This window comes from Streptomyces sp. enrichment culture (assembly GCF_964272895.1).
Lineage (GTDB): Bacteria > Actinomycetota > Actinomycetes > Streptomycetales > Streptomycetaceae > Streptomyces.
The window spans coordinates 3,655,479-3,678,205 of sequence record NZ_OZ186832.1 but is presented as its reverse complement, the minus strand read 5'-3'; the positions used below and the strand labels follow the sequence as shown (position 1 = coordinate 3,678,205).

19 protein-coding genes, 3 tRNA genes and 2 pseudogenes are annotated in these 22,727 nt (G+C 70.5%); 15 read left to right on the top strand and 9 right to left on the bottom strand.

The window, feature by feature from the left end; translation table 11 throughout:
- Window positions 1-220 precede the first annotated feature (220 nt).
- Both ACSU6M_RS16645 and ACSU6M_RS16640 read left to right on the top strand, forming a co-directional pair.
- Complete coding sequence (locus ACSU6M_RS16645) at window positions 221-787, top strand: SigE family RNA polymerase sigma factor (protein ID WP_437070498.1); 567 nt, start codon at window positions 221-223, stop codon at window positions 785-787.
- Window positions 788-926: 139 nt separating this feature from the next.
- A complete protein-coding gene (locus ACSU6M_RS16640; RefSeq protein ID WP_437070497.1) occupies window positions 927-2,585 on the top strand; it encodes a long-chain fatty acid--CoA ligase in 1,659 nt (552 codons plus the stop codon).
- Window positions 2,586-2,663: 78 nt separating this feature from the next.
- Here the strand turns inward: ACSU6M_RS16640 and ACSU6M_RS16635 are convergent, their stop codons facing one another.
- The 3 genes from ACSU6M_RS16635 to ACSU6M_RS16625 form a co-directional block, all read right to left on the bottom strand.
- Window positions 2,664-2,810 carry a hypothetical protein gene (locus ACSU6M_RS16635; protein ID WP_437070496.1) on the bottom strand — a complete coding sequence of 49 codons (147 nt, stop codon included), beginning with the start codon at window positions 2,808-2,810 and terminating at the stop codon, window positions 2,664-2,666.
- A 158-nt stretch (window positions 2,811-2,968) separates the two neighbouring features.
- A complete protein-coding gene (locus tag ACSU6M_RS16630; RefSeq protein WP_437070495.1) occupies window positions 2,969-7,627 on the bottom strand; it encodes a PAS domain-containing protein in 4,659 nt (1,552 codons plus the stop codon).
- Window positions 7,628-7,851: 224 nt separating this feature from the next.
- A complete protein-coding gene (locus ACSU6M_RS16625) occupies window positions 7,852-8,322 on the bottom strand; it encodes an SSI family serine proteinase inhibitor (protein WP_437070494.1) in 471 nt (156 codons plus the stop codon).
- Between the two features lie 329 nt (window positions 8,323-8,651).
- On the opposite strand from ACSU6M_RS16625, the gene ACSU6M_RS16620 reads away from it, so the two are divergent.
- Both ACSU6M_RS16620 and ACSU6M_RS16615 read left to right on the top strand, forming a co-directional pair.
- Window positions 8,652-8,742, top strand: a tRNA-Ser gene (locus ACSU6M_RS16620).
- Between the two features lie 221 nt (window positions 8,743-8,963).
- Window positions 8,964-9,036, top strand: a tRNA-Arg gene (locus ACSU6M_RS16615).
- Between the two features lie 58 nt (window positions 9,037-9,094).
- On the opposite strand, the gene ACSU6M_RS16610 is transcribed toward ACSU6M_RS16615, so the two are convergent.
- From ACSU6M_RS16610 to ACSU6M_RS16600, 3 genes and pseudogenes are all read right to left on the bottom strand, one after another.
- Window positions 9,095-10,399, bottom strand: a complete 1,305-nt coding sequence (locus ACSU6M_RS16610) for a tyrosine-type recombinase/integrase (RefSeq protein WP_437070493.1) — start codon at window positions 10,397-10,399, stop codon at window positions 9,095-9,097.
- Window positions 10,399-10,596 (bottom strand): helix-turn-helix domain-containing protein, encoded by a 198-nt coding sequence (locus ACSU6M_RS16605; protein ID WP_437070492.1) that lies wholly within the window; start codon window positions 10,594-10,596, stop codon window positions 10,399-10,401. Before ACSU6M_RS16605 ends, ACSU6M_RS16610 begins: the two co-directional genes overlap by 1 nt.
- Before the next feature lie 185 nt (window positions 10,597-10,781).
- A pseudogene (locus tag ACSU6M_RS16600) lies at window positions 10,782-11,144 on the bottom strand (DUF3631 domain-containing protein); the annotation flags it as partial.
- A gap of 309 nt (window positions 11,145-11,453) precedes the next feature.
- Here ACSU6M_RS16600 and ACSU6M_RS16595 point away from each other — a divergent pair.
- The 3 genes and pseudogenes from ACSU6M_RS16595 to ACSU6M_RS16585 form a co-directional block, all read left to right on the top strand.
- Window positions 11,454-11,969, top strand: a complete 516-nt coding sequence (locus tag ACSU6M_RS16595) for a hypothetical protein (protein WP_437070491.1) — start codon at window positions 11,454-11,456, stop codon at window positions 11,967-11,969.
- A 684-nt stretch (window positions 11,970-12,653) separates the two neighbouring features.
- The gene (gene rplL / locus ACSU6M_RS16590; RefSeq protein WP_437075180.1) at window positions 12,654-13,088 is read left to right on the top strand and encodes a 50S ribosomal protein L7/L12; all 435 of its coding nucleotides are present in this window, start codon (window positions 12,654-12,656) and stop codon (window positions 13,086-13,088) included.
- A 480-nt stretch (window positions 13,089-13,568) separates the two neighbouring features.
- Window positions 13,569-14,152: pseudogene (locus ACSU6M_RS16585) on the top strand (hypothetical protein); the annotation flags it as partial.
- On the opposite strand, the gene ACSU6M_RS16580 reads toward ACSU6M_RS16585, so the two are convergent.
- Window positions 14,130-14,663 (bottom strand): NUDIX hydrolase, encoded by a 534-nt coding sequence (locus tag ACSU6M_RS16580; RefSeq protein ID WP_437070490.1) that lies wholly within the window; start codon window positions 14,661-14,663, stop codon window positions 14,130-14,132. The pseudogene ACSU6M_RS16585 and the gene ACSU6M_RS16580 sit on opposite strands and share 23 nt — an antisense overlap.
- Window positions 14,664-14,988: 325 nt before the next feature.
- Between ACSU6M_RS16580 and ACSU6M_RS16575 the strand changes: the two genes are divergently transcribed.
- The 3 genes from ACSU6M_RS16575 to ACSU6M_RS16565 all read left to right on the top strand — a co-directional run bounded on the left by ACSU6M_RS16575 (window position 14,989) and on the right by ACSU6M_RS16565 (window position 16,305).
- Complete coding sequence (locus ACSU6M_RS16575) at window positions 14,989-15,651, top strand: hypothetical protein (RefSeq protein WP_437070489.1); 663 nt, start codon at window positions 14,989-14,991, stop codon at window positions 15,649-15,651.
- Window positions 15,648-16,142 (top strand): hypothetical protein, encoded by a 495-nt coding sequence (locus tag ACSU6M_RS16570; protein WP_437070488.1) that lies wholly within the window; start codon window positions 15,648-15,650, stop codon window positions 16,140-16,142. The genes ACSU6M_RS16575 and ACSU6M_RS16570 overlap by 4 nt, the downstream gene beginning before the upstream one ends.
- 63 nt (window positions 16,143-16,205) lie before the next feature.
- Window positions 16,206-16,305 (top strand) — tRNA-OTHER (locus tag ACSU6M_RS16565).
- Between the two features lie 101 nt (window positions 16,306-16,406).
- Here the strand turns inward: ACSU6M_RS16565 and ACSU6M_RS16560 are convergent.
- Complete coding sequence (locus tag ACSU6M_RS16560; RefSeq protein WP_437070487.1) at window positions 16,407-16,811, bottom strand: hypothetical protein; 405 nt, start codon at window positions 16,809-16,811, stop codon at window positions 16,407-16,409.
- Window positions 16,812-17,017: 206 nt separating this feature from the next.
- Between ACSU6M_RS16560 and ACSU6M_RS16555 the strand changes: the two genes are divergently transcribed.
- The 5 genes from ACSU6M_RS16555 (at window position 17,018) to ACSU6M_RS16535 (ending at window position 21,787) form a co-directional block, all read left to right on the top strand.
- Window positions 17,018-17,890, top strand: a complete 873-nt coding sequence (locus tag ACSU6M_RS16555; protein WP_437070486.1) for a DUF2797 domain-containing protein — start codon at window positions 17,018-17,020, stop codon at window positions 17,888-17,890.
- Between the two features lie 98 nt (window positions 17,891-17,988).
- Window positions 17,989-18,354 (top strand): antibiotic biosynthesis monooxygenase family protein, encoded by a 366-nt coding sequence (locus ACSU6M_RS16550; RefSeq protein WP_437070485.1) that lies wholly within the window; start codon window positions 17,989-17,991, stop codon window positions 18,352-18,354.
- 180 nt (window positions 18,355-18,534) lie between these two features.
- Entirely contained in the window at window positions 18,535-19,275 is a 741-nt protein-coding gene (locus ACSU6M_RS16545; protein WP_437070484.1) for a response regulator transcription factor, read from the top strand.
- Between the two features lie 143 nt (window positions 19,276-19,418).
- Window positions 19,419-20,855 (top strand): MFS transporter, encoded by a 1,437-nt coding sequence (locus ACSU6M_RS16540; RefSeq protein ID WP_437070483.1) that lies wholly within the window; start codon window positions 19,419-19,421, stop codon window positions 20,853-20,855.
- Window positions 20,856-21,037: 182 nt separating this feature from the next.
- Complete coding sequence (locus ACSU6M_RS16535; RefSeq protein ID WP_437070482.1) at window positions 21,038-21,787, top strand: TetR/AcrR family transcriptional regulator; 750 nt, start codon at window positions 21,038-21,040, stop codon at window positions 21,785-21,787.
- Window positions 21,788-21,791: 4 nt separating this feature from the next.
- On the opposite strand, the gene ACSU6M_RS16530 is transcribed toward ACSU6M_RS16535, so the two are convergent.
- Window positions 21,792-22,613, bottom strand: coding sequence for a YceI family protein (locus ACSU6M_RS16530; protein WP_437070481.1), 822 nt, complete (start codon window positions 22,611-22,613; stop codon window positions 21,792-21,794).
- Window positions 22,614-22,727 lie beyond the last annotated feature (114 nt).

The following is a 22,727-nucleotide window of genomic DNA, read 5'->3' as shown; positions in this document are numbered from 1 at the left end:
GGGTGCCGCGGGGTGCGCGCCGGGTCGGGGCCTCCGGGGCGGTGCGACGAGGGCCGGCCCTGCGGATCTCAGGGTCCACCCCGATCCGACCCGGACACTCCTCCACCCCTCGTCCACCTACAGGAGGTGGAGCCCGCCCCACCCCTACAACCTGAGGGGGACCGCGCTTCGGGACCTGCGGCCGATCCGCGGGCCCGGCCGCGCTCCTAGCGTTGAGCACATGACCACATCCGTCTGCACCAGAGCCGCGGAGACCGCCGGACCGGCAGGCCGGGCGGTGCCGTACGCGACGTACCCGTCGTTCTCCTCGTACGTCAGAGCCCGCCGCCCGGTGCTGCTGCGCACGGCGAGGTCGCTGACGTCGAACCCGAGCGACGCCGAGGACCTGCTGCAGACCGCGCTCACCAAGACGTATGTCGCCTGGGAGCGCATCGAGGACCACCGCGCGCTCGACGGCTACGTCCGGCGGGCGCTGCTGAACACCCGCACCTCCCAGTGGCGCAAGCGCAAGGTGGACGAGTTCACCTGCGACGAGCTGCCCGAGCCCGAGCCGCCGACCGGCGAGTCCGACACCGCCGAGCGGCAGGCCCTGCACGACGCGATGTGGCGGGCGATCCTGAAGCTGCCGGCCCGCCAGCGCGCCATGGTCGTGCTGCGCTACTACGAGGACCTCAGCGAGGCCCAGACGGCCCAGGTGCTCGGTGTGTCCATCGGCACCGTGAAGTCGGCTGTCTCCAGGGCACTCGGAAAGCTGCGGGAGGACCCCGAGCTGGGCTTCGTCCGCTAGCGGGGCGGGACCTCGGCTGGCTGCGGCATAAGAAGTCATCTGATCGAGCGCCTCCCCTAGTGACATACCGCGCGGTATGTGCGCAGAATCAGCGCATCCCTTACCGCCGCGTAGGCAATGTCGCCCCCGGGAGGACGCCGTGCTGAGCACCATGCAGGACGTACCGCTGCTGATCTCAAGGATCCTGACCCATGGGTCGACGATCCACGGGACATCCCAGGTGACCACCTGGACCGGCGAGGCCCAGCCGCACCGCCGCTCCTACGCCGAGATCGGCGCCCGCGCCGCCCAGCTGGCGCACGCCCTGCGCGAGGACCTGGGCGTGACCGACGACGACCGGGTCGCGACCCTGATGTGGAACAACGCCGAGCACGTCGAGGCGTACTTCGCGATCCCCTCCATGGGTGCCGTCCTGCACACCCTCAATCTGCGGCTGCCCCCCGAGCAGCTCGCGTGGATCGTCAACCACGCCAACGACAAGGTCGTCATCGCCAACGGCTCCCTGCTGCCGCTGCTGGCCCCGCTGCTGCCGCACCTGAAGACGGTCGAGCACGTGGTGGTCTGCGGCGCCGGCGACCGCGCTCCGCTCGCGGAGGCGGGCGTGCGGGTGCACGAGTACGAGGATCTCCTCGGGGGCAAGCCGACCACGTACGACTGGCCCGAGCTGGACGAACGCCAGGCCGCCGCCATGTGCTACACCTCCGGCACCACGGGCGACCCCAAGGGTGTGGTCTACAGCCACCGCTCGATCTACCTGCACTCCATGCAGGTCAACATGACCCAGTCCATGGGCCTGACCGACCAGGACACCTCCCTGGTCGTGGTCCCGCAGTTCCACGTGAACGCCTGGGGCCTGCCGCACGCCACCTTCATGACCGGCGTCAACATGCTGATGCCGGACCGCTTCCTCCAGCCGGCGCCGCTCGCCGAGATGATCGAGGCGGAGAAGCCGACGCACGCCGCCGCCGTCCCCACGATCTGGCAGGGCCTGCTGGCGGAGCTGACGGCGAAGCCGCGTGACGTGTCGTCCCTCGGCCAGGTCACCATCGGAGGCTCGGCCTGTCCGCCCTCCCTCATGGAGGCGTTCGACAAGCTCGGCATGCGGGTCTGCCACGCCTGGGGCATGACCGAGACCTCGCCACTCGGCACGATCGCGCGTCCCCCGGCCGAGGCGGTCGGCACCGACCGGGAGTTCGCCTACCGCCTCACCCAGGGCCGCTTCCCCGCCTCCGTCGAGGCCCGCCTCACCGGCCCCGGCGGCGAACGCCTCCCCTGGGACGGCGAGTCCGCGGGCGAGCTGGAGGTCCGCGGCCCCTGGATCGCCGGCGCCTACTACAACGGCCCCGCCGCCGAACCCCTCCGGCCCGCCGACAAGTTCAGCGAGGACGGCTGGCTCAAGACGGGCGACGTGGGCACGATCAGCCGGGACGGTTTCCTGACCCTCACCGACCGCGCCAAGGACGTCATCAAGTCCGGCGGCGAATGGATCAGTTCGGTGGAACTGGAGAACGCCCTCATGGCCCACCCCGACGTCGCCGAGGCCGCGGTCGTCGCCGTCCCGGACGACAAGTGGGGCGAGCGCCCCCTGGCCACGGTGGTGTTGAAGGAGGGCGCGACGGCCGACTTCGAGTCGCTGCGGCTGTTCCTCGCCGACCAGCGCGGCATCGCCAAATGGCAGCTCCCGGAACGCTGGACCCTGATCGAGTCCGTCCCGAAGACCTCCGTCGGCAAGTTCGACAAGAAGGTCCTGCGCCGGCAGTACGCGGAAGGCGAGCTGGACGTCACCAAGCTCGCCTGACCCGGCCGCCCGGCCCTTGGGACGGCAGCCGGCGAAGCGTGTGCGGAGTCTGCTGCCGTCCCGCTGGGCGGTGACCGGTCAGGCGAGGGTCTGGTCGGCGATGCGGGCGGCGACCAGGGCCGCGCGGTTCGGCAGGGCCGCGGCGAAGAGGGCGGGCGCATGCTGCCCGCCCAGCCAGAAGAGGGGGACCGGGGCGGCCGCCGTCAGAAAGGCGCCGCGTGCCACCTTCGCCGCGTGAGGTGTCGGCCGGTCGCGGTGGGAGGGGCTGTCGGCCGCTCGCCGCGTGAGGTGTCGGCCGTAGCCGAGGGAGGCGTCGCCTGTCGCCGCGTGAGGTGTCGGCCCGTCGTCGAGCGAGGCGCTGTCGCCCCGCTGCCGCGGCAGGGCTAGTTCGTCCCGATGCGGGCCAGCAGATCGACGATCCTGCTCTGCACCTCGCCGCTGGTGGACCGCTCCGCGAGGAACAGCACTGTCTCTTCCGACGCCAGCCGCGGCAGGTCCGCCTGGTCCACGGCGGCCGTGTAGACGACCAGCGGGGTGCGGTTGAGCTGCCCGTTCGCGCGCAGCCAGTCCACGATGCCCGCCTGGTGCCGGTGCACCTGCATCAGGTCCATCACCACGAGGTTCGGCCGGAACTGCCCCGCCAGCGCCACCGCGTCGGCGTCGCTCGCCGCCCGCGCCACCTGCATCCCGCGCCGCTCCAGCGTCGCCGTCAGGGCCAGGGCGATCTCCGCGTGCTCCTCGATGAGCAGGACCCGCGGCGGGTGCTGCTCGCTGTCCCGCGGCGCCAGCGCCTTCAGCAGTACGGCGGGATCGGCACCGTAGGCCGCCTCGCGCGTCGCCTGTCCCAGCCCGGCCGTCACCATCACCGGCACCTCGGCGGCCACCGCGGCCTGCCGCAGCGACTGGAGCGCCGTCCGGGTGATCGGCCCGGTCAGCGGGTCCACGAACAGCGCCGCCGGGAACGCGGCGATCTGCGCGTCCACCTCCTCGCGCGAGTGCACGATGACCGGCCGGTAGCCCCGGTCGCTCAGCGCCTGCTGCGTACTGACGTCCGGCGCGGGCCACACCAGCAGCCGCCGCGGGTTGTCCAGCGGCTCCGGCGGGAGTTCGTCGTCCATCGGCTGCGGACGCGGGGTGTCCGCGACCTCGACCGCGCCGCCCGGACCGTCCAGCGGCTCGGGACCCTCGGCGGCGTTCTCGTCCGGTGCGCCTATGGCGTACGACCGTCCGGCCCCCTCGGACGCCTGCGCGGCCGGGGCGGGGGGCGCGATCGGCTGCTCCGCGGGCGGGTGCGGACGCGCCGGCTGCGCCGACTGCTCGGGGCGCACCGTGGCCGGGTCCGGCGGCGTACCGAGCTTGCGGCGCCGTCCCGAACCGCCCGGCTGGTGCGGGGGCGGGGTGGCCGACGGCAGCGGGCTCGCCTGCGGCTGGGGTTGCGGTTGCGGCTGCTGGACCTGCTCGGCCTGGCGGGTGAACGGCACGCCCTGGCCCAGCGTGCGCACGCTTATGGCACGGCCCTGCGTCGAGTTGGGGTCCAGCGGTGCGGCGGCCTCGGCCGGCAGGGGCTGCGCACCGGCGGGACGGGCGGCGGGGGGTACGGGGACGCCTGCGGCGGGGGTGGCCGGGGTGGGCGTGCCCGCCGCCGGGGTGCCCTGGGCGGGGGTCCCCTGGGCCGGGGTGCCCTGGGCGGGCGCGGCCTGGGCGGGGGGCAGCGGGGCGGAGTGGGCAGGCGTCGGCGTGCCGGAGGCGGGGGTGCCGACGGCCGGGATGCCGGGGGCCGGGGTGCCGGCGGCAGGGGTGCCCTGGGTGGGGGGCGCCTCTGCGGGCAACGGGCCGACGGACGAGGTGGGCTGCGGGGCCGGGAGCGGCTGGGCCGGGTGGGCCGGGGCGGTGGCCGGGGCCTGGACGACGGGCGCGGGCTGGCCGGCGGGCGTCTGCTGGGCCGGGACGGTGTGCGGCGGGACGAGCTGGACGCCGTGGACGTGCGTGCCCTGGGAGGGGGCGCCCTGGACGGAGCCGGTGTGCGCGGGGAGCGGCTGGGCCGGGGCCATGGGGGTGCCGTGACCGTGCGTGCCGTCGGCGACCGGGGACGCCTGGGCCGCCGGGATCGCCTCGCCGTGGGTGCCCTGGGCGGGCACGGTGACCTGGCCCGTCGCGGGGTCCGGCTGGGCGGCCGGGGTGCCCTGGGCAGGGGTGCCCGTGCCCTCGGCCGGCGGCTGGGCCACCGCGCGGCGGCGGCGTCCGGTGGGCGCGGCCGTGGGGTGCGGCTGCGGCGGGGTGTGGTCGGCCTGGTGGTGCGGGACGGCGTCGTGCCGGCCGCCGTGGTCGTCGGCGGAACCGGTGGGACCGGTGGGACCGGCGGCACCGGGGACGCCCTGCGCCGGGACGGGAACGGCAGCGGGTGCCTGCCCCGGTACGGGAGCGGTAGCGGGTGCCTGGCCCGGAACGGCCAGGGGCGCCTGGCCCGGAACGGGGGCCGCCGCGGGCACCGAAGGCTGACCGCCGTGCATGCCGTGACCGCTCTGGTCACCTTGACCGACCTGACCGACCTGACCGACCTGACCGACCTGGCCACCCTGGCCCGCCGTGCCCTCGGCCGGCCGGTCCGCGTCCGCGGGCGGCAGGGCGAACACCGTACGGGGAGCCGCCTCCTGCGCGTTGGCCCGCTCCTGGGCCGCGGCGAGGGCACGCCGACGGCGGCCGGTGGGCTGTCCCTCGGCGGCGGGCTCCAGGGCCGCCGCCTCGGACGGTCCGGCCGGTGCGGAGGGCAGTGCGGGAGGCAGCGCGTGCGGGTCGGCGGCGCGACGGGCCCGCCGTCCGGTGGGCGCGGGCACACCCTGCGGCGGTACCGTCCCGCCCAGCCCGGTCCCGGCGGCCGCGGTCCCGGCGGCATGCTCGGCAGCGGTGACGACGGCACCCTCGGCGACCGCGCCGGAGACACCGGGCGCGTCCGGGAGAACCCCGGGCGCACCCACGACGCCGCCGGGCGCCCCCACAACGCCTCCGGGCGCACCGGCGACCGCCCCCGTGGCCCCGTCGGCCACCCCGTCACCCGTGTTCTCCGCGGGCCGCCCCCGCCGTCGCCCCGTACCGCCGGAGGCGGCCGCGGCCTCCGGGGCGCCCGTGGCCTCGATGGCGGCCGGCGGTGCGGCGGGCGCGTGCGGCTGCGGCTGCTCACCGGCCTCCACGGCGGCACGCCTGCGCCGCCGCCCCCGGGGCGCACCGGCGTCGGCCTCCGGGCCGCCCTCGCCCGCGCCCGCGGCCTCGCTGTCCAGGAAGGCGTCGGTGGAGGCCCGCCGGGCCCGCCGCCGTCCGCCGCCCGAGGTGTGACCGGCGTCCGCCGGCGGCAGGGCCTGCTGGGCGGGGGCCGCCACGGCACCGGCGCCGCTGCCGATCGGCACCTCAAGGACGTACGCGTTGCCGCTCATCCCCGGGACCTCGTGCGTCTGCAGGACGCCCCCGTGCGCGCGCACGATCCCGCGCACGATCGGCTCGTGCACCGGATCGCCGCCGGCGTACGGCCCGCGCACCTCGATCCGTACGACCTCGCCGCGCTGCGCCGCCGCCACGACGACGGTGTTGTCCATGTAGCCGCCCGCGGACACGGGGGCGTTGCCGGTGGCGTCGACGCCCGCGACGTCGGCGACCAGATGGGCCAGCGCGGTGGCCAGCAGCTGCGGGTCGACCTCGGCCTCGATGGGCGGCGCGTGCACGGCGAACTGCACCCGGCCCGGCCCGATCAGCTCGACGGCCCCGTCGACACCGGCGGCGACGACCGAGTCGAGCATCACCTTCGTACGGGTGATGCCGCCGCCCGCGGCGTCCAGGCGCTGGTAGCCGAGGACGTTGTCGATGAGGGTGGTGATCCGGGTGTAGCCGGCGGACAGGTGGTGCAGCACCTGGTTGGCCTCGGGCCACAGCTGTCCGGCGTCGTCGGCGGCGAGCGCGGCCAGTTCGCGGCGCAGCTCGTCCAGCGGGCCGCGCAGGGAGCCGCCGAGCAGGGTGAGCAGCTGCTCGTGCCGGGCGGCCAGGGCCTCGTAACGGTCCTTCTCGCGCTCGGCGAGGGCGGCGTACCGGTCCTCGCCGGCGGCCAGTTCCTCCGCGTGCGCCTCGCGCAGCTCCTCCAGCTCGGTGACGTGCTGCTGGCGCAGCGCGGTGAGGTCGGAGGCGTGCTCCTCGGCGAGCCGCTCCAACTCCTCGGCGTGCGCCTTCTCCACGGCCGCCTTCTCCTCGGCGAGGGCGTCGTAGGGCCGGCGGTCGGTGAAGGTCATCACGGCGCCGACGAGCTGGTCGCCGTCGCGCACCGGCGCGGTGGTGAGGTCGACCGCGACCTTCTCCCCGGCCTTGGACCACAGCACCTGCCCGCGCACCCGGTGCTTGCGCCCGGAGCGCAGGGTGTCGGCGAGCGGCGACTCGTCGTACGGGAAGGGGGTGCCGTCGGCGCGCGAGTGCAGGACGAGGGTGTGCAGCTCCTTGCCGCCCAGGTCGCTGGCCCGGTAGCCCAGTATCTGCGCGGCGGCCGGGTTGACCAGGACGATCCGTCCGTCGGTGTCGGTGCCGACGACGCCCTCGGACGCGGCCCGCAGGATCATCTCGGTCTGCCGCTGCGAGCGGGCCAGCTCGGCCTCGGTGTCGATGGTGCCGGTGAGGTCGCGGACGACCAGCATCAGCAGCTCGTCGGAGGCGTAGCCGTAGCTGTCGTACGCCTGCTGGCCGTTCTCCAGGTTCGCGCTCGTGACCTCGACCGGGAACTCCGAGCCGTCGGTGCGGCGGGCGATCATCCGGGTCGGCTTGGTGCGGGCGCGCGGGTCGATGTGGTCCGGGCGGCGCATGGAGCCGGGGATCAGCTTGGAGTCGAACTCCGGCAGCAGATCGAGCAGACCGCGCCCGACGAGCGCGGTGCCGGGCGCCTCGAACGCCTCCAGGGCGATGGCGTTGGCGTTGACGACGGTTCCGTTGGCGTTGACCAGCACCAACGCGTCGGGCAGAGCGTCGAGTATGGCTGCGAGGCGAGCAGCGCCTCGGGGTGGCCTGCTGCTCACGAGACGCTTCCTCCCTGTTACCGCACCTTGCCGACCGCTCGGGCCATCTTGCCAACCTGCCCGCGGGGTGTCACGCGAGGGAGTCTAAGGGCTGGGGTTGCGCTCGCGACGCCCGATACGGGAGACGTCGCACGACCTGGGGACGCTCCGGTACGACACCCGCACCGCCCCTCCGTGCCGCCTCCACCCGACCTCTACAGACCGGCTCCACGCGGTGCCGCAGGTCAGGCGCCGGGGGAGGGCAGCAGCGGCACCAGCCGGTTCCACCGGTCGATCTCGCATCCGTTGCTGCGGTCGAACCGCGCGTCCACGGGGCGTCCGGCCCACACCCCCCGCACATGCGCGGTGGCGGGTCCGCCGTACTGCATCGTGCAGACACTGCCGTCGGGCACCGCTGCGAAGGGGTCCTTGCCCCACTGGGTGTTCCGCTCCAGCGCGCGGCAGGCGCCGGCCGGGTCCCGATGACTGCCGCCACTCGGACGGCACCGCACCACATACGTCCCGTCCACCCCACGGCCCGCGTCCCGCACCGTCACGGTCAGCCGGTCGCCCTCCCGGCCCTGCGGGGGCGCGGCGGGCGACGGCACGGCACCCGCGTACGACGGGGCCGCGGCGGCCAGCGAACCGACCGCGGCGAGGGAGGCACCAGCGGTGACCAGGAGCCGCCGGAGGGCGGCGGAGGAGAGCTGCGTCATGCCCTGCCCAACGCGCGGGGGGCCGGGACGTTGCGCGGGAGGGGGCGGCGGTGTGGGCGGTGCGGTCCGTACGGAGGGTGCCGTCCGCGCTGCCCGCGCCGAGGGTGCCGCCCGTGCCGGTGGCGCCCCTCGTGCCGCCGGGTGCCGAACCGTGCGCCCGTGCCGCCCGTGCCGCTGGCGCGCCCGTGCCGCCTCTGTCCGCCGTGTCGGCGGGAAGCCCTTTGCCCTGCGGCCTGCCTGCCTAGTACCGTGGGAGCCGATTGGTGGCACGACGCTCGACTGTGTCATCATCTGCACGCACCATCCGCGCTCGCGCGGGCGGTTGTGCTGGAGGCGTCGCCTAGTCCGGTCTATGGCGCCGCACTGCTAATGCGGTTTGGGCCTTAAAGCCCATCGAGGGTTCAAATCCCTCCGCCTCCGCCCTCCGATCAGGGAGTCCCGCCGATACCCGGCAGGACTCCCTGACGCGTTTCCGGACTCCCCCCGCCTCACCGCCCCACACCCCCCGTTTTCACGTTTCCGCAGGTCAGGCGGGGTGGCGCTAACGGATTTCACATGTCGGCGGCAGTCATGTAATGTTCTTCCTGTCGCCGCGAGCGGGCCGGAAGGGCCGGGAGCGAAGACGAAAAAACAAAAGACAAGCACTCGTAGCTTAACGGATAGAGCATCTGACTACGGATCAGAAGGTTGCAGGTTCGAATCCTGCCGAGTGCACACAGGTCAAAGGCCCCCCGGGATCATCCCAGGGGGCCTTTGACATCAGCCGGTGACATCAACGCGGCTGGAAGCGGGGCTCACTCTTCCCCGTCGGGCCCGCCTGTGCCTCCGAATCTTCGTCCGAGTCGTCAAGCCCCAGGGCGTCGTCCATCTGATCGGCGGCGGCTCGCAGGGTTGTCCCCATCACGTGCGCGTAGGTGTCGAGCGTCATCGTGATCGTGCTGTGCCCGAGCGTCTCCATGATCGTGCGAGCATCGACCCCCTGAGCGAGCAGGAGCGAGGCGCAGGTGTGCCGAAGATCGTGCACCCGCACCCGACGCACGTTCGCGTTCCGGCAGAGGATCGTGAGCATGCGGTTCAGGCTGCGCGGGTCGGTGACGCGACCGGATGGGGTGGTGAAGATCAACCCGTCAGGCTGTCCCGGCGCCGACCGCCACTTCACCCCCGCGATCTTCCGCTCTTGCTCCTGCCGATCGCGGTGGACGGTGAGCGCCCGGATGCAAGCCTTCGGCAGGGACACCGTGCGGATGGACCGCTTGGTCTTGGGAGTGCCGAAGAGCAGCTCACGCCGGATGCGCTGGACGTTCCGGCGCACCCTGAGCTGACCGTTCGTGAGGTCGACGTCCGACCACGTGAGCCCGAGCGCCTCGCCCCTGCGCAGACCTGTGGAGACGAGCAGCAGCCACAGGGCGTACAGGCGATGGGAACGGGCGGTCTTGAGCAACAAGCGGACCTCGCCGGCGTCCAGGGGACGCACCTCCTTGGCTTCGACAGTGGGGGTCTCCACGATCCGAGCGACGTTCCGGGCGAGCAGTTCCTCACGCATCGCCTGCTGAAGCGCGGACCGGATGACGGCATGCACGTACTGGACGGTGCGGGCTGACGGACGCCGCTTGCAGCAGCGCCCCACGGCGCAGCACGAGCGCTTCTCCTCCGGCCGCTCCATGTCCGCACCGCGCAGACAGCAGAGGCAGGAGTTCTTGAACTCAAGCAGGAAGCGACGCACGTCCGCAGGAGACAGCCGGTTCAGCCGCTTCTTGCCGAGTGCCGGCCGGATGTACAGCCGCGCCAGTCCCTCATAGCTGTTCAACGTCGACGGCTTGAGCCGCTCCGGCGCGATGGCGGCGAGCCAGTAGGTCAGGTAGTCGCCGAACGGCATGGTGGATTCGGCGGCGGGAATGCCCTGACGCGTCTTCTCCTGCAACTCCGTGAGCTTGTCGGCTACGTCCTCACGGGTGGGGCCGTAGACGAACTTCCGGTGGCGCGTTCCGTCGGGACGGTAGACGTAGGCGGCGGCCTGGAAACGCCCGTCCGAGCGCTTGGTGATCGTTCCTTCGCCGTTGGCGCGACGCTTGGCCATTAGGCGGCTTCCTCCATTCGATCGCGCATGTACGCGCTGACGGCGTCTGCCGGGATACGACGTGCCCGGCCGATCGTGAAACTGGGCAGTTCGTTCGAGCGGATGAGGTCGTAGACCTTGCTCCGGCTGAGCTTCAACAGGCCCATGACTTCCGGGACTTTGAGTGCTTGCAGTTCGCTCGGGACGACGGTGAGCACGCTGGAACCTCCGTGAGGGGGCGGGGCCTCCGGGGCCCCCTTCTGAGGGGCGCTACTTCCGCTACCGCCGCTACCGCGCAGGTCAGGGGGCCTGTCGGGGGTAGCGGGAATGGGTAGCGGTAGCGGATGGATAGCGGTGGGGTAGCGGCAACCGGGGCCGGTTGCCGCTACCGCGTTTTTGCTGGTCAGGCCGCGTTTTCGGTGCCGGGTAGCGGAGGTAGCGGACTTTTCCGGGGGTGGGGGCAGTAGCGGGCCCATGCGTCCCGGAGGTCGGCGGCGTAGTAGCCCTTCAGCACGCTCCCGGCGGCCTTGATGTTGCGGGAGGTGATCGGCTCGTTGTCGGCCGTCATGTACTCGCCGAGCATCTTCGACAGGCGCCGGTTGTCGAGCGGCTTGCCGCCCAGGTCTGCCCATGGAGCGTCGTCCAGGCTGTTCAGCCTGTCCAGGATGGCGATGGTGGGGAGGCGGTCGATGCCGACCATGACGTGGTCCCGCAGGTCGGTCAACAGGCGGACGCCCAAGCTGCCCTTGTCGTTGGCCTCACCCGCGCAGTGGGCGCAGACTGCTCAGATTGGGCTAGAGCACAGCCTGTGGGAACGTGCGCGGGACCTCATCACTGCGGGATTGGCACCACTAGTTCGCTCAAGTGGTGATCACTAGCTCCGGGATCCAACATGGAAGTGCTAGTGCTCGCAGATGGCGTGCCGCTGGACGTCAGAGCCCTCTTCGGAGATCCCGTGACTACTCCACCGCATACGCCGCCAGCGGGGAACCCGCCTCCGGCGCAATCTTCATCAGGCACTCCAGGCAATGGCCAAGCTGGAGGGAATCCCCCTCACGATAACTGGAATCACCTGTTGACGTGGGTTTCGGCGGTCGGCATTTTTATTGCCAGTGGAAGCACGGTAATTCTTGCTCTGAAAAATGCAGAGACCACGCTGGTGGTAGCAACTGCTGTCTTGACCGCCTTGATTGTTCTTTATCTAATAGCTCGAAAGCAATGGGTCAAGTTCGCTAAGCGTGATGAGGAAGAAGTCGAGGCCTCTGATCGCCCGGCTGTAGACATCTTCGCCAGCCCAGATCGAACAGCCCGGTCGATGTCGACCGCCAGCACTCAAGTTGTGACGGTTCAAGGAGTGGTCCTTGGGCTTGTTTTCGCATTCCAAGACGGGTCGGTGGAATCCGTAACAATCAAGGTTGGGCTTGGGTCGCTGGCTTTCGGCGTTAGTATCGGCCTCTTGCTAGTTTCTTTGTGCGCTTTCGCCATACCTGGACGTCGGACGCTGGCCATTTCCCAACTCCTCTTCAATATTACCTTCTGGAGCTTGAATTATGGCTTGGTGTGCATAGCGTCCTCAGCAATTGGGGCCTGACGCGGTTAGCCCCCGGAGGTCAGAATGCGTGCCGAAGATGCAGTGAACGCAATGGAGAGGGTGGGGCTATTTGTGTTCCATGAGAGTTTTCTTGATGCTGTTAGGTGGCATGCCGAAGAAATATCTGGAAGAGAGATGGTGGCCCCGAACATCGATTCCCTAGTGGCACACCATTGTGTGGGTGCGGCGGAACTTGCCACCCTTGATCAGGCGGTTTCGGGCTCCGGTATTCGCGTAAACTTGCCGATTACTGTCGAGGTAAAGCACGTCCTACTTGCCGCACTGAAGTTTAACTGTACGGCACTCGGGTGCTTCCTTCCTTCCCGATTTCCTGTTTCTGGTCTATACGCGACTGACAGGATCACCCTCTTTTCCGGTGATGCCGAAAAGATTGCTCGGATTGCGCGCAGTGGGCGTGAAATCGCATCACCAGGTGAACTGCATGCTCTCGTCCGGTGGTTCGAAGAGGCATATCGCGCTGACGCGTCAAGCCTTTTCAGGTCATTTGCCGAGGGTAACGCACTCAAGGTGCAAGCTGTCCTTTGGCGACTCCAGTTGACTATCGATAATCGCCCAGGGTTTCAAGATTCTCTTGGTGCGGCCTGTTTGGACACGGCTCGGAACGTAGGTCTCGTCGAAAGCCCAGGGGTGCTCTCGGCTGATATAGCCAGTGGGGGAGGGGGAGTGCCGCGCTCAGCTCAGGAAACCAAGCAGGCGTCGCGGGAAGAAGAATTGCTTACGAATTTCGAAGAGATGACGCTGATTGAGCTGGCGCACTTTGTGAAAGCGTTTGAGGAGAGATTCAATATTGAGGGCAATGCTCCAGGCACTGTGGACGTTGAGGTCGGTGCTCCTGTCGTTGTGGGCGCTGAGGCCGACGCTACCGAGGAAGCGACAGAGTTCGACGTCATACTTGCTGACGCTGGAGATAGAAAGATCCAGGTCATCAAAGCCGTGCGTGAACTGACCGCGTTGGGCCTGAAGGAGGCCAAGGATTTGGTAGAAACTGCACCGGCTCCAGCGCTCGAGCGCGTGAGCAAGGAGGATGCCGCCGAGGCCGCTCGGGCACTGAAGGCTGCTGGTGCGTCGGTGGAAGTCAGGGGGAGTGAGTCTGCCTAGCTGCCTGTCCCGTGGGCGGTGACATCAATGTCTGACATCAACGGCGGCGCACACGCGGGGACAGCAGGAGCCAAACGGGGCGCATCATGGGCGTGTTGTCGAGGATCTCTGCTGGCATCAGCGGCGTGCGCCGATCAGGCACCCGCCTACGGATCAGAAGGTTGCCGTTCGAATCCTGCCGAGTGCACATGGACAAGAGGCCCCGGAGAGATCCGGGGCCTCTTGCGTTTCAGGGGGCACAGCAGCGGGGGCAGGGCACAGGCCCGGCGCTCCGCCTCGTCTGCGTGGGGGACGCGCTGAAGGGTGACGGCGGCGGGCCGCCCTCAGAGGCGGTTGCCGTCGAACGACGTGCAGGCTTGCAGCGTGGCTGCGCTGAGACTCGCTCGCGTGGCCAGGCCAGGATGCTGCACGAAGTCGGTGAGACATTGAGCTGCCTCTGACGCCATGGGCTCCCACTGCGCATTCCGGGCGGCCCCGTCATGGAATCCTGACCGCACTGAGCGGGTGGGGGCCGCTGGAGCGGGGGGGGAGGAGGCCCTGCACCTGGCCAAGGAGATCGATGACCGGCAGTTCATGGCCAACGTTCTCGCCTGTATGAGCTTGCAGGCGACCTACCAGGACAAGCCCGCGGATTCCCTCGCCCTCGTGACCGCCGCCCAGGACCAGGCGCGCTCGGACCACGGCACGACTCCACGCGTCCGGTCGATGCTGTCCATGCGCGAGGCGTTCGCCCGCGCCACCCTGGGGAACCGGGACGCCACTCACCGGGCTATCGGGGAGGCGCACCACCACTTCGAACGGATCAGCTTGAGCGACCCGGACCCGTCCTGGGTGACCTCCTTCGACGAGCCGAAGCTCATCGTCGATACAAGCCCGACCAGGCATGTCACACCGCTGCACAGGCCCTGGAGCCCGCGTCGGCGGTGGCGTCCGAGAGGGTGGCCGGTCACCTCAGGGAGTTCTACGAGCAATTGTCCCCACACAGGCAGGAACCCGTAGCCCTGGCGTTCGAGGCCCGGCTACCGGAGTTCCTGCCACCGGTCAGCGGATCGCTTCATCCATGAGCAGGTACAGCAGACCTACGAGCGAACCGCTGCTCACGATCTCCCGGCGGCCGATCATGCCGCGCACCTCGGAGAGCGGGATCCACTCGATGCGGTCGGACTCGTTCTTCTCCACTGGCGGCCCGGCGTAGGTCGCGCCGTCGACGCGGAAGACGTGGTGCTGGGAGTCCGTGATGCCGTTGGCCGGCTCGGCGTAGATCAGGGGCTTGATGGGGCCAGGACGCCAGCCCGTCTCCTCCAGCACTTCACGGGCCGCCGCCTCTTCCGGGGTCTCGCCCTCCTCGACCAGACCCATGGGCAGCTCCCAGGCCCAGGAGTCCGTGATGAAGCGGTGCCGCCACATCATCAGCACCTCTTGCTGGTCGTTGACCACGGCTGCCACGGCCAGGTGGCGGAGGCGAACGACGTGGTACTCCCACCTGCGTCCGTCAGGCTGCTGGACGTCGACCAGACACAGGTTCACCCACTTGTTCGTGTAGACCTGACGCTCACCGTGGGTCTTCCACTCCATGCGTGCGGCCCCTCTCGATCGGTCTCCAGGCTCTCAGGCCGCTCCTGAGGTGGGCGCTGCTTTGCCTCTTTCGCGCCACGCTGACGAGATGTCCTCTGGAGACTCACACTCAGGCTGGAGTGGCCAGGCGCAACGAGGGGGAATCAAAGCCGCTCCACCGCCCTCGCGTTCAAGCCATCCAGCCTGTTCCGTGAATATCGAACCATTACCCTGGTTCCTCAAGTTCTCCTCAGAATCTCGATCTTCTGATAGTCGCGGACAATCTCCGGCCTTAGTGTCCGAGTGCTCGATCGCCACGGGGGCGGTCCACCAGAAGAGGTGTCACATGGGCACCAGCTCACGGCGCGTGACCGGCGCCGCAGCTGCACTGCTTCTTTCCTTCATGACCGCGGGTGCTGCCGTCGCTGACGAGGCCCCATCCGACAGCGCGGCCTCTGACAGTGCAGCGTTAGAGGGTCCAGCGATATCGGCCGACCAAACGACGGACATCAACGACAGGCAGGGCTGGGAAGACGCCGACGATCACCCGCTCGACGAGAAGGCACCGGCCATGTGTGACAGGCCGGAGACGTGGTACACCATCACGTCGAAGAGGAACTACCACGTCCCGGCCTGGTGGCACGGCACCAAGTACAAGGACGGTCCGGGCGGCACCATGTCCGTGTCCGTCACGAAGGCCGGCACCATCACCGGCGAGATCTCGGGCAGCGGCGAGTGGTCGGCCGGAGCGATCATCGCGAAAGCCAAGACCACCATCAGTCTCAAGATCACCGGATCGGCGACTATCACCGTCGGCCACACCTATTCGCACGACATCACTCGGAATAAGTACGGCCATCTTCAGTACGGTTCTTGGGGTTACAAGTTGACCTGGAAGAAGTGGCGTTCCAACAGTGGCAGCAGCTGCAACACCGTCGAAATCGGTCGCGGAAAGGCGACCCTGCCCACGTCCGAAACCGGTTGGAAGTACTGGGAAACCTCCTCATGACCAAGGTGAGCCCACGGGCTTGGTTCGTCGGATGCGTCGTGGCAGCGTCGGCATTGCTGGTGACTTCATGCACATCCGACAGTGGTGAGGGTGATGCTGCCAACGCACCGTCGTCACCGCCCGCGACGAGTGCGTCCGAGGCTGCTGCCAGGGCACAGGAGAAGAAGCTCACCGAGCAGGCCCAGGTGGCTCTCGCCGCCGTTCAGGGCGGGACGATGGTCGAGTCCGGTGCGGAGCGGGTGACCGACGGCGTCCATACGGAACCCAGCCTGAGTAAGGGCAGGACGTACAAGCTCAACGTGGTGTGCGTCGGCAGCGGCAGCGCACACGTGACCTTCACGCCGGCGAGCGCGGGATCGAAGGCCGAGGTGCCGTGCGATCGGTCGGTGGTGCAGCAGCGGATCACCACGCACGAGCTGCCGGTACGCATCGATGTCGATGGCACCAACGGATCTACCGGTGTGATCGCCTGGCAGATCGACACCGTCTGATCGAAGCACTCAGCACGTACAGCAGTCGAGTACGGCAGCCCCAGCAACCGACCACGGCCGTCAGCACTGTGAAGGGCCAACGGAGGCCCCCTATGCCCTCTGATGACCGATCTTTGTAGAGCTCCGGATCGGAGGGTTGCAGGTTCGAATCCTGCCGAGTGCAGATGGACAGAAGGCCCCGGAGAGATCCGGGGCCTCCTGCGTTTCAGGGGGTGCGGCAACGCCTCGTGTGCGGCATCCGACGGCGGTGGGGAGGCGGGCTCTTCAGCTCTGCCTTGTTGACGGAGCCGAGGCGTTGTGGCCGTTCAGCTTGGTGATCAGGGCTGTGAGGGCGGTGGTGGTGGTGAGGCTGCCGCCCAGGAGGAGGATCACGCCGATCATGTAGAGGCCGCTGGCGTCGTCGGACCAGTCGTACAGGGCGGCGGCGGTCAGGCCGAGGGGAATGCCGGTCGCGGCGGCTGCGGGGTGGTGGCGGGACGCCGCCCGGTACAGGGGGAACGACAGGGTGAGGACGAGGCCGATGATCTGCCATGCCTCGTACGGGCCGGTCGTCGAGCCGTCGGGATGTACGTCCCTGGTCTGGTCCCAGCCGAGCCAGCCCGCCCATGCGGCCACGGCGATGCCGGCGAGTGCGAGGAGGCTCAGGAGGGGGTGGGGTCGTCGTTCCATGGCTTCAGCGTCTTCGCTTCCGGGGTCGGGGGACAGCGTGCGGGTACTCAGGTGCGGGCGAGTACCTCCGAGTACGGCCTAGTAGCTCCGAGTACGGCCTAGTACCTCCGTGCGTCTGAGGGCGTCCTGGTGCCGACGGGGTCGGCGGCCGTCGCGTGCCCCGCGGGCCGGGGCGTTGTCAGTGGTGGGTTCTAACCTCGTGGGTGATGGGACAGGCGTGGAAGTGCTCGGGGCTGCGGTGGTCGGCGGACGGGCCGGTGCTCGTGTGGGACGGCGGGCGGCGGAGTGCGCTGGGCTGGGGCAAGCGCGTGGCCTTCGGTGTCGTGGAGGGGGGTGAGCGGAGGTGTGTAGGGGCCAGGGGGCATGCGTGTCCGGGGGCGGCGGTCGTGGCGGGGCGCAGCACCGGCGCCCGGTGCGAGGAGTGCGCTCGTCTCGACCGGGCGCACTCCGTGGCCGCGGACACGATCGCGGACGATCCGCGGCCGTACCACGCGTATCTGGCGTGGTTCGGGCCCGGCATGGTGAAGGTCGGCATCACCGCGCTGGAGCGGGGCCCGGCGCGGCTGCTGGAGCAGGGGGCCGTCTGCTTCAGCTGGCTGGGTGCCGGTCCGCTGATGGCCGCCCGGCGCACGGAGGAACTGCTGCGGGCCGCCCTGCGCGTGCCGGACCGGATCCCCTACGCCGAGAAGCGCGCCGTACGGTCCGCCCTGCCGCAGACGGAGGCCGAGCGGTCGGCCGAGATCGAGGAACTGCACGCCCGGGCCCTGGCGCTGAGCGGCTGGCCGGAGTCGCTGGCGCCCGAGCCCTTCCGGGCCGTCGACCACATGGCGCCCTTCGGGCTCCAGGGCGCGCCGGCCGCCGTCGGGGAGGTGAGGGAGCTGGTACCCGGCGGTGCGGTGAGCGGGGAACTCGTGGCCGCCGCCGGTCCTGATCTGCATCTGGCGACCCGGCGCGGGGTCGTCGTCCTGGACACGCGGCTGATGGCCGGGTGGGAGCTGGTGCCGGTGGACGCCGCGCGGGAAGTGGCGTTCTCGGTGCGGGAGTTCGCGTCGGCGCACCGGCAGGACGAGCTGTTCTGACGGGCCGGGGCGGTGAAGGTAAAGAGTTGGATCCCGCATGGATCCCTTTCGGCAAGGAGGCTGGATCGGGGCCGGTGGCCGGCCGCATCGTGGGGGACATGAGCCAAGACGTTGTCGCACCTGTCGCCGCGTACCAACCGCCCTACTACGCCGTCGTCTTCGCGTCCGTGCGGCGGAGCGGACCGGACGACGGATACGCCGGGACCGCCGCCCGGCTGGGTGAACTGGTCCGGGAGATACCCGGTTTCCTGGGGGAGGACTCGGCTCGGGGCGCGGACGGGTTCGGGATCACCGTCGCCTACTTCCGGGACCTGGACGGCATCGAGCGCTGGCGGGCCGACGCGGAGCACGCGGCGGCCAAGAGGCGGGGGAGGGAGGAGTGGTACGAGCGGTACACCATCCATGTCGCCAAGGTCGAGCACAGCCACGGCTTCGAGCGCGGAGCCCGTCCGTCCGCCGGGTGAGTCCGGGGATCTGCCGGTGCGTCGGGTGAGTCCGGGGGCCCGCCCCTCCGTCGGGTGAGTCCTGGGACCCGTCTGTGCGTCCGCTCGCCGGTTGAGTCCTGAGTTCCGCCTACGGGTTTCTCAGGCAAATCACAGACTCCGGCAAGGGTGTTCTCAGAGGTCACCGACACCGTGTCCGGTATGACCACGATCTCGCCCCAGGGGCGCACCGAACTGCTGAGGCCGGACGGGAGCCCCGTCCGCGTGCTGGTGGTGGACGACGAGCAGTCGATCACCGAGCTGCTGTCCATGGCCCTGCGCTACGAGGGCTGGCAGATCCGCAGCGCGGCGGACGGTCAGGGGGCCGTGCGGTCCGCGCGGGAGTTCCGGCCCCACGCCGTCGTCCTGGACATGATGCTGCCCGACATGGACGGGCTGGCCGTCCTCGGCCGGCTGCGCCGGGAGCTGCCCGATGTGCCGGTGCTGTTCCTGACCGCGAAGGACGCCGTCGAGGACCGGATCGCGGGGCTGACGGCCGGCGGGGACGACTATGTCACCAAGCCGTTCTCCCTCGAAGAGGTCGTCGCGCGGCTGCGCGGGCTGATCCGGCGTTCCGGCGCGGCCGACCGCCGCTCGGAGTCGGTCCTGGTCGTCGGGGACCTCACCCTGGACGAGGACAGTCACGAGGTGACCCGCGGCGGGCAGGGCATCCACCTCACCGCGACCGAGTTCGAGCTGCTGCGCTTCCTGATGCGCAATCCGCGGCGGGTGCTCAGCAAGGCGCAGATCCTGGACCGGGTGTGGTCGTACGACTTCGGCGGCCAGGCCAATGTCGTCGAGCTGTACATCTCGTATCTGCGCCGGAAGATCGACGCCGGGCGGGAGCCGATGATCCACACCCGGCGTGGCGCCGGTTATCTGATCAAGCCCGCGGCTTCGTGAGCGGCTGTCGGCGCCTCGGGCTGCGGACACGGCTCGTCGTCGCGTCCGTCGGGCGGGCGGGCGACAGTCGACGTGGCCGACGGGCGACAGCTGACGCGAAACGTGGTTGTACAGCGTAGAAGGCTCCTCTACGGTGTACAACCATGTCCTCCGCCACCCCCACCGCCCCCGTCACCCCCCAGAACCAAGGCCATCCCCAGCGCTGGCTGATCCTCGGCGTCATCTGTCTCGCCCAGCTCACCGTGCTGCTGGACAACACCGTGCTGAACGTGGCGATCCCCTCCCTCACGGTGGAGCTGGACGCGGCCACGTCCGACATCCAGTGGATGATCAACGCGTACTCGCTCGTGCAGTCCGGCCTGCTGCTCACCGCGGGCAGCGCGGCCGACCGCTACGGCCGCAAGAGGCTGCTGGCGGCGGGGCTCGCCCTGTTCGGCGCCGGCTCCCTGATCGCCGGACTCGCGGACACCGCGGGGCAGTTGATCGCCGCGCGGGCCGGTATGGGCATAGGGGGCGCGCTGCTGCTGACCACGACCCTCGCGGTGGCGATGCAGATCTTCGCGCCCGAGGAGCACCCGAAGGCGATCGGCATCTGGAGCGCGGTCAACGCGCTGGGCTTCGCCTGCGGCCCGCTCGTCGGCGGCTTCGTGCTGGACCACTTCTGGTGGGGTGCGATCTTCCTGGTCAACCTGCCGGTCGCGGCGCTGGGCCTGGCCGCGGTGGTCGCGCTGGTACCGGAGTCCAAGAACCCGCAGGGCGACCGTCCCGACCTGCTCGGCGCCCTGCTCTCCACGGTCGGTATGGCCTCGCTGGTCTTCGCGATCATCTCCGGTCCGGAGCACGGCTGGACGTCGACGCGGGTGCTGACGGCCGCGGCCGTGGCGGTGGTGGTCCTCGGGGCCTTCGCACGCTGGGAGAGCAGCATCCCGTACCCCATGCTCGACCTGCACTTCTTCCGCGACCGCCGGTTCACGGGCGCGGTCGCCGGCGCGGTGCTGATCACCTTCGGGATGGGCGGTGCGCTGTTCCTGCTCACCCAGCACCTCCAGTTCGTCCTCGGCTACGGCCCTCTGGAGGCGGGCCTGCGGACGGCTCCGCTGGCGCTGGCCGTGGTGGTGCTGAACTTCTCGGGGCTGTCGGCGAAGTGGACGGCGAAGCTGGGGACGCCGGTGTCGATCGTGCTCGGCATGGCCCTGATGTCGGCGGGACTGGTGTCGATAGCGCTGTTCACCTCCGGCGGTTACGCCGGGACGCTGCTCGGGCTGGTGCTCATCGGGGTGGGATGCGCGGTGGCGAACCCCGCGATGGCGCACGCGATCATGAGTGCCATTCCGCGGGAGAAGGCGGGGGTCGGGGCCGGCATCAACGGCACTCTGGCGGAGTTCGGCAACGGCCTGGGGGTGGCGGTGCTCGGCGCGGTGCTGGCCGCGGGCAGCGCGGTGCCGTCGGCGTCGGCGGAGTTCTCGGCCGGGCTGTCGGCGAGTCTGCTGGTGGGGGCGGTGGCCGTGCTGCTCGGCGGGGTGGTCGCGGCGGGGCTGCTGCGCAGGGCGGAGCGGGCGGAGGCGGTCGTCGCCCCCTGAGCCGGAGGCGGCCGCCGCCCTTTGAGCCCGAGGGGGCCATCGCCCCTGAGCCGGAGGCCACCGCCGCCCACCGAACCGAGGCTTTCGCCGTCCGCCGGCCGCGGGTTGCCCGTGGCCGGCCGCAATTTCCCGCGCCCCTCGGGGGCATACAGTGACCGGAGTCTAGAGAGGTGGGTGCGCCGATGGTGAAAGCTGCCGCTGGGCGGACCAGTGTCTGGGTCGAAGGCAAGGCGCGGCGCGGGAAACAAGGGGGTGGGCCGTCCGGGCTGGACCGGGAGCGGATCACCTCCGTCAGCGTGCGGCTGCTGGACGCCGAGGGGCTGGCGAAGTTCTCGATGCGGCGGCTGGCGGCCGAGCTGGACGTGACGGCGATGTCCGTCTACTGGTACGTCGACACCAAGGACGACCTCCTCGAACTCGCCCTGGACTCCGTCTACGGAGAGCTGCGGCTGCCCGACCCGGAGGGCGGGGAGGACTGGCGGGCGCAACTGCGGGCGCTGGCCACGGAGTACCGCGGGCTGCTGGTGCGCCACCCGTGGGTGTCCCCGCTCGCCGGCCGGTATCTGAACATCGGACCGAACTCGCTCGCCTTCTCCCGCACGGTCCAGCGGGTGATCCGCAGGGCGGGACTGCCTGCCCACGGGGTGACCGGGGCGATCTCGGCCGTCTTCCAGTTCGTGTACGGCTACGGCACGATCGAGGGCCAGTTCCTCACCCGCGTCGCCGACGCGGGGATGACGCCGGACCAGTACCACGCCCACGCCATGACGGCGGTGACCGAGGCGCCGGGCACCGCCGAGGTGCTGGAGGAGGCGCGGGACTACATGGAGGCGCGCGGCGGCGACACCGTGGCGGAGATGCTGAACCGGGACTTCGACTTCGCTCTGGACCTGCTGATCGCGGGCATCGAGGCGATGGTCGCCCGCGGCTGACGGGTCAGCCGGCCGGCAGCGTCGCGCCCCGCACGGCCTGGATGTCCAGCTCCACCTTCAGCGTCGTGCCGACCGCCGCGACACCGGCCTGGGCCACCTGGTGATAGCGCAGGGCGAAGTCGTCCCGGTGCAGCTCGGCCGTCGCCCGGAACGCCGCCCGCGTCCCGCCCCACGGGTCGGCACCGGTGCCGAGGTAGGCGAGGTCCAGGTCGACGGGCCGTACGACTCCGTGCAGGGACAGCTCCCCGTGCACGGTCCAGCGGTCGGGTCCGGCCGCCGTGAGCCCGGTGGAGCGGTAACGGATCTCGGGGTGGCCGTCGACGTCCAGGAAGTCGGCCGAGCGCAGATGGGTGTCCCGCATGCCGTTCCCGGTGTCGATGGACGCGGCCCGGATCACCGCCTCCACACGGGACCCGGTGACGTCGTCCGGGGCGATCTCGATCGACGCGGCGAAGTCGGTGAACCGCCCGCGCACGGACGAGATGCCCAGGTGCCGGGCCACCACCCCGACCGTCGAATGCGCCGGGTCCACGGTCCACGGACCGGGCGGCGGCAGCTCCGCTCCACCCTGCCGGGCCAGCGTCACGACCCCGACCTCGGCCCGCTCGCTCCCGGTCACCAGCGCGCTCACGGCGGCGGGCGTGTAGCCGACGGCGGTGACGATCACGGTGTACGCCCCGGGCGCCAACGCCGTCGCGTCCCGCACCGCCCCCTCCTCGTCCGCCTCCGCCCGCAGCACCTGCGCGCCCGTCATGTCGGTGACGGTGACGACCGCGTGCGACACGGCCCATCCGTCGCGGGTACGGACCTTCGCGGTCAGTCCCATCTCACGTACTCCTCGAATCCGTCTGCGTCTGCCTGCGTCTGCGAAGGGCCGGCCCGCGGCGGGACGCGCGCCTCCGCTCCGAGCGCGCGCCCCTGCCGCGGGCCGGGGCTGTGA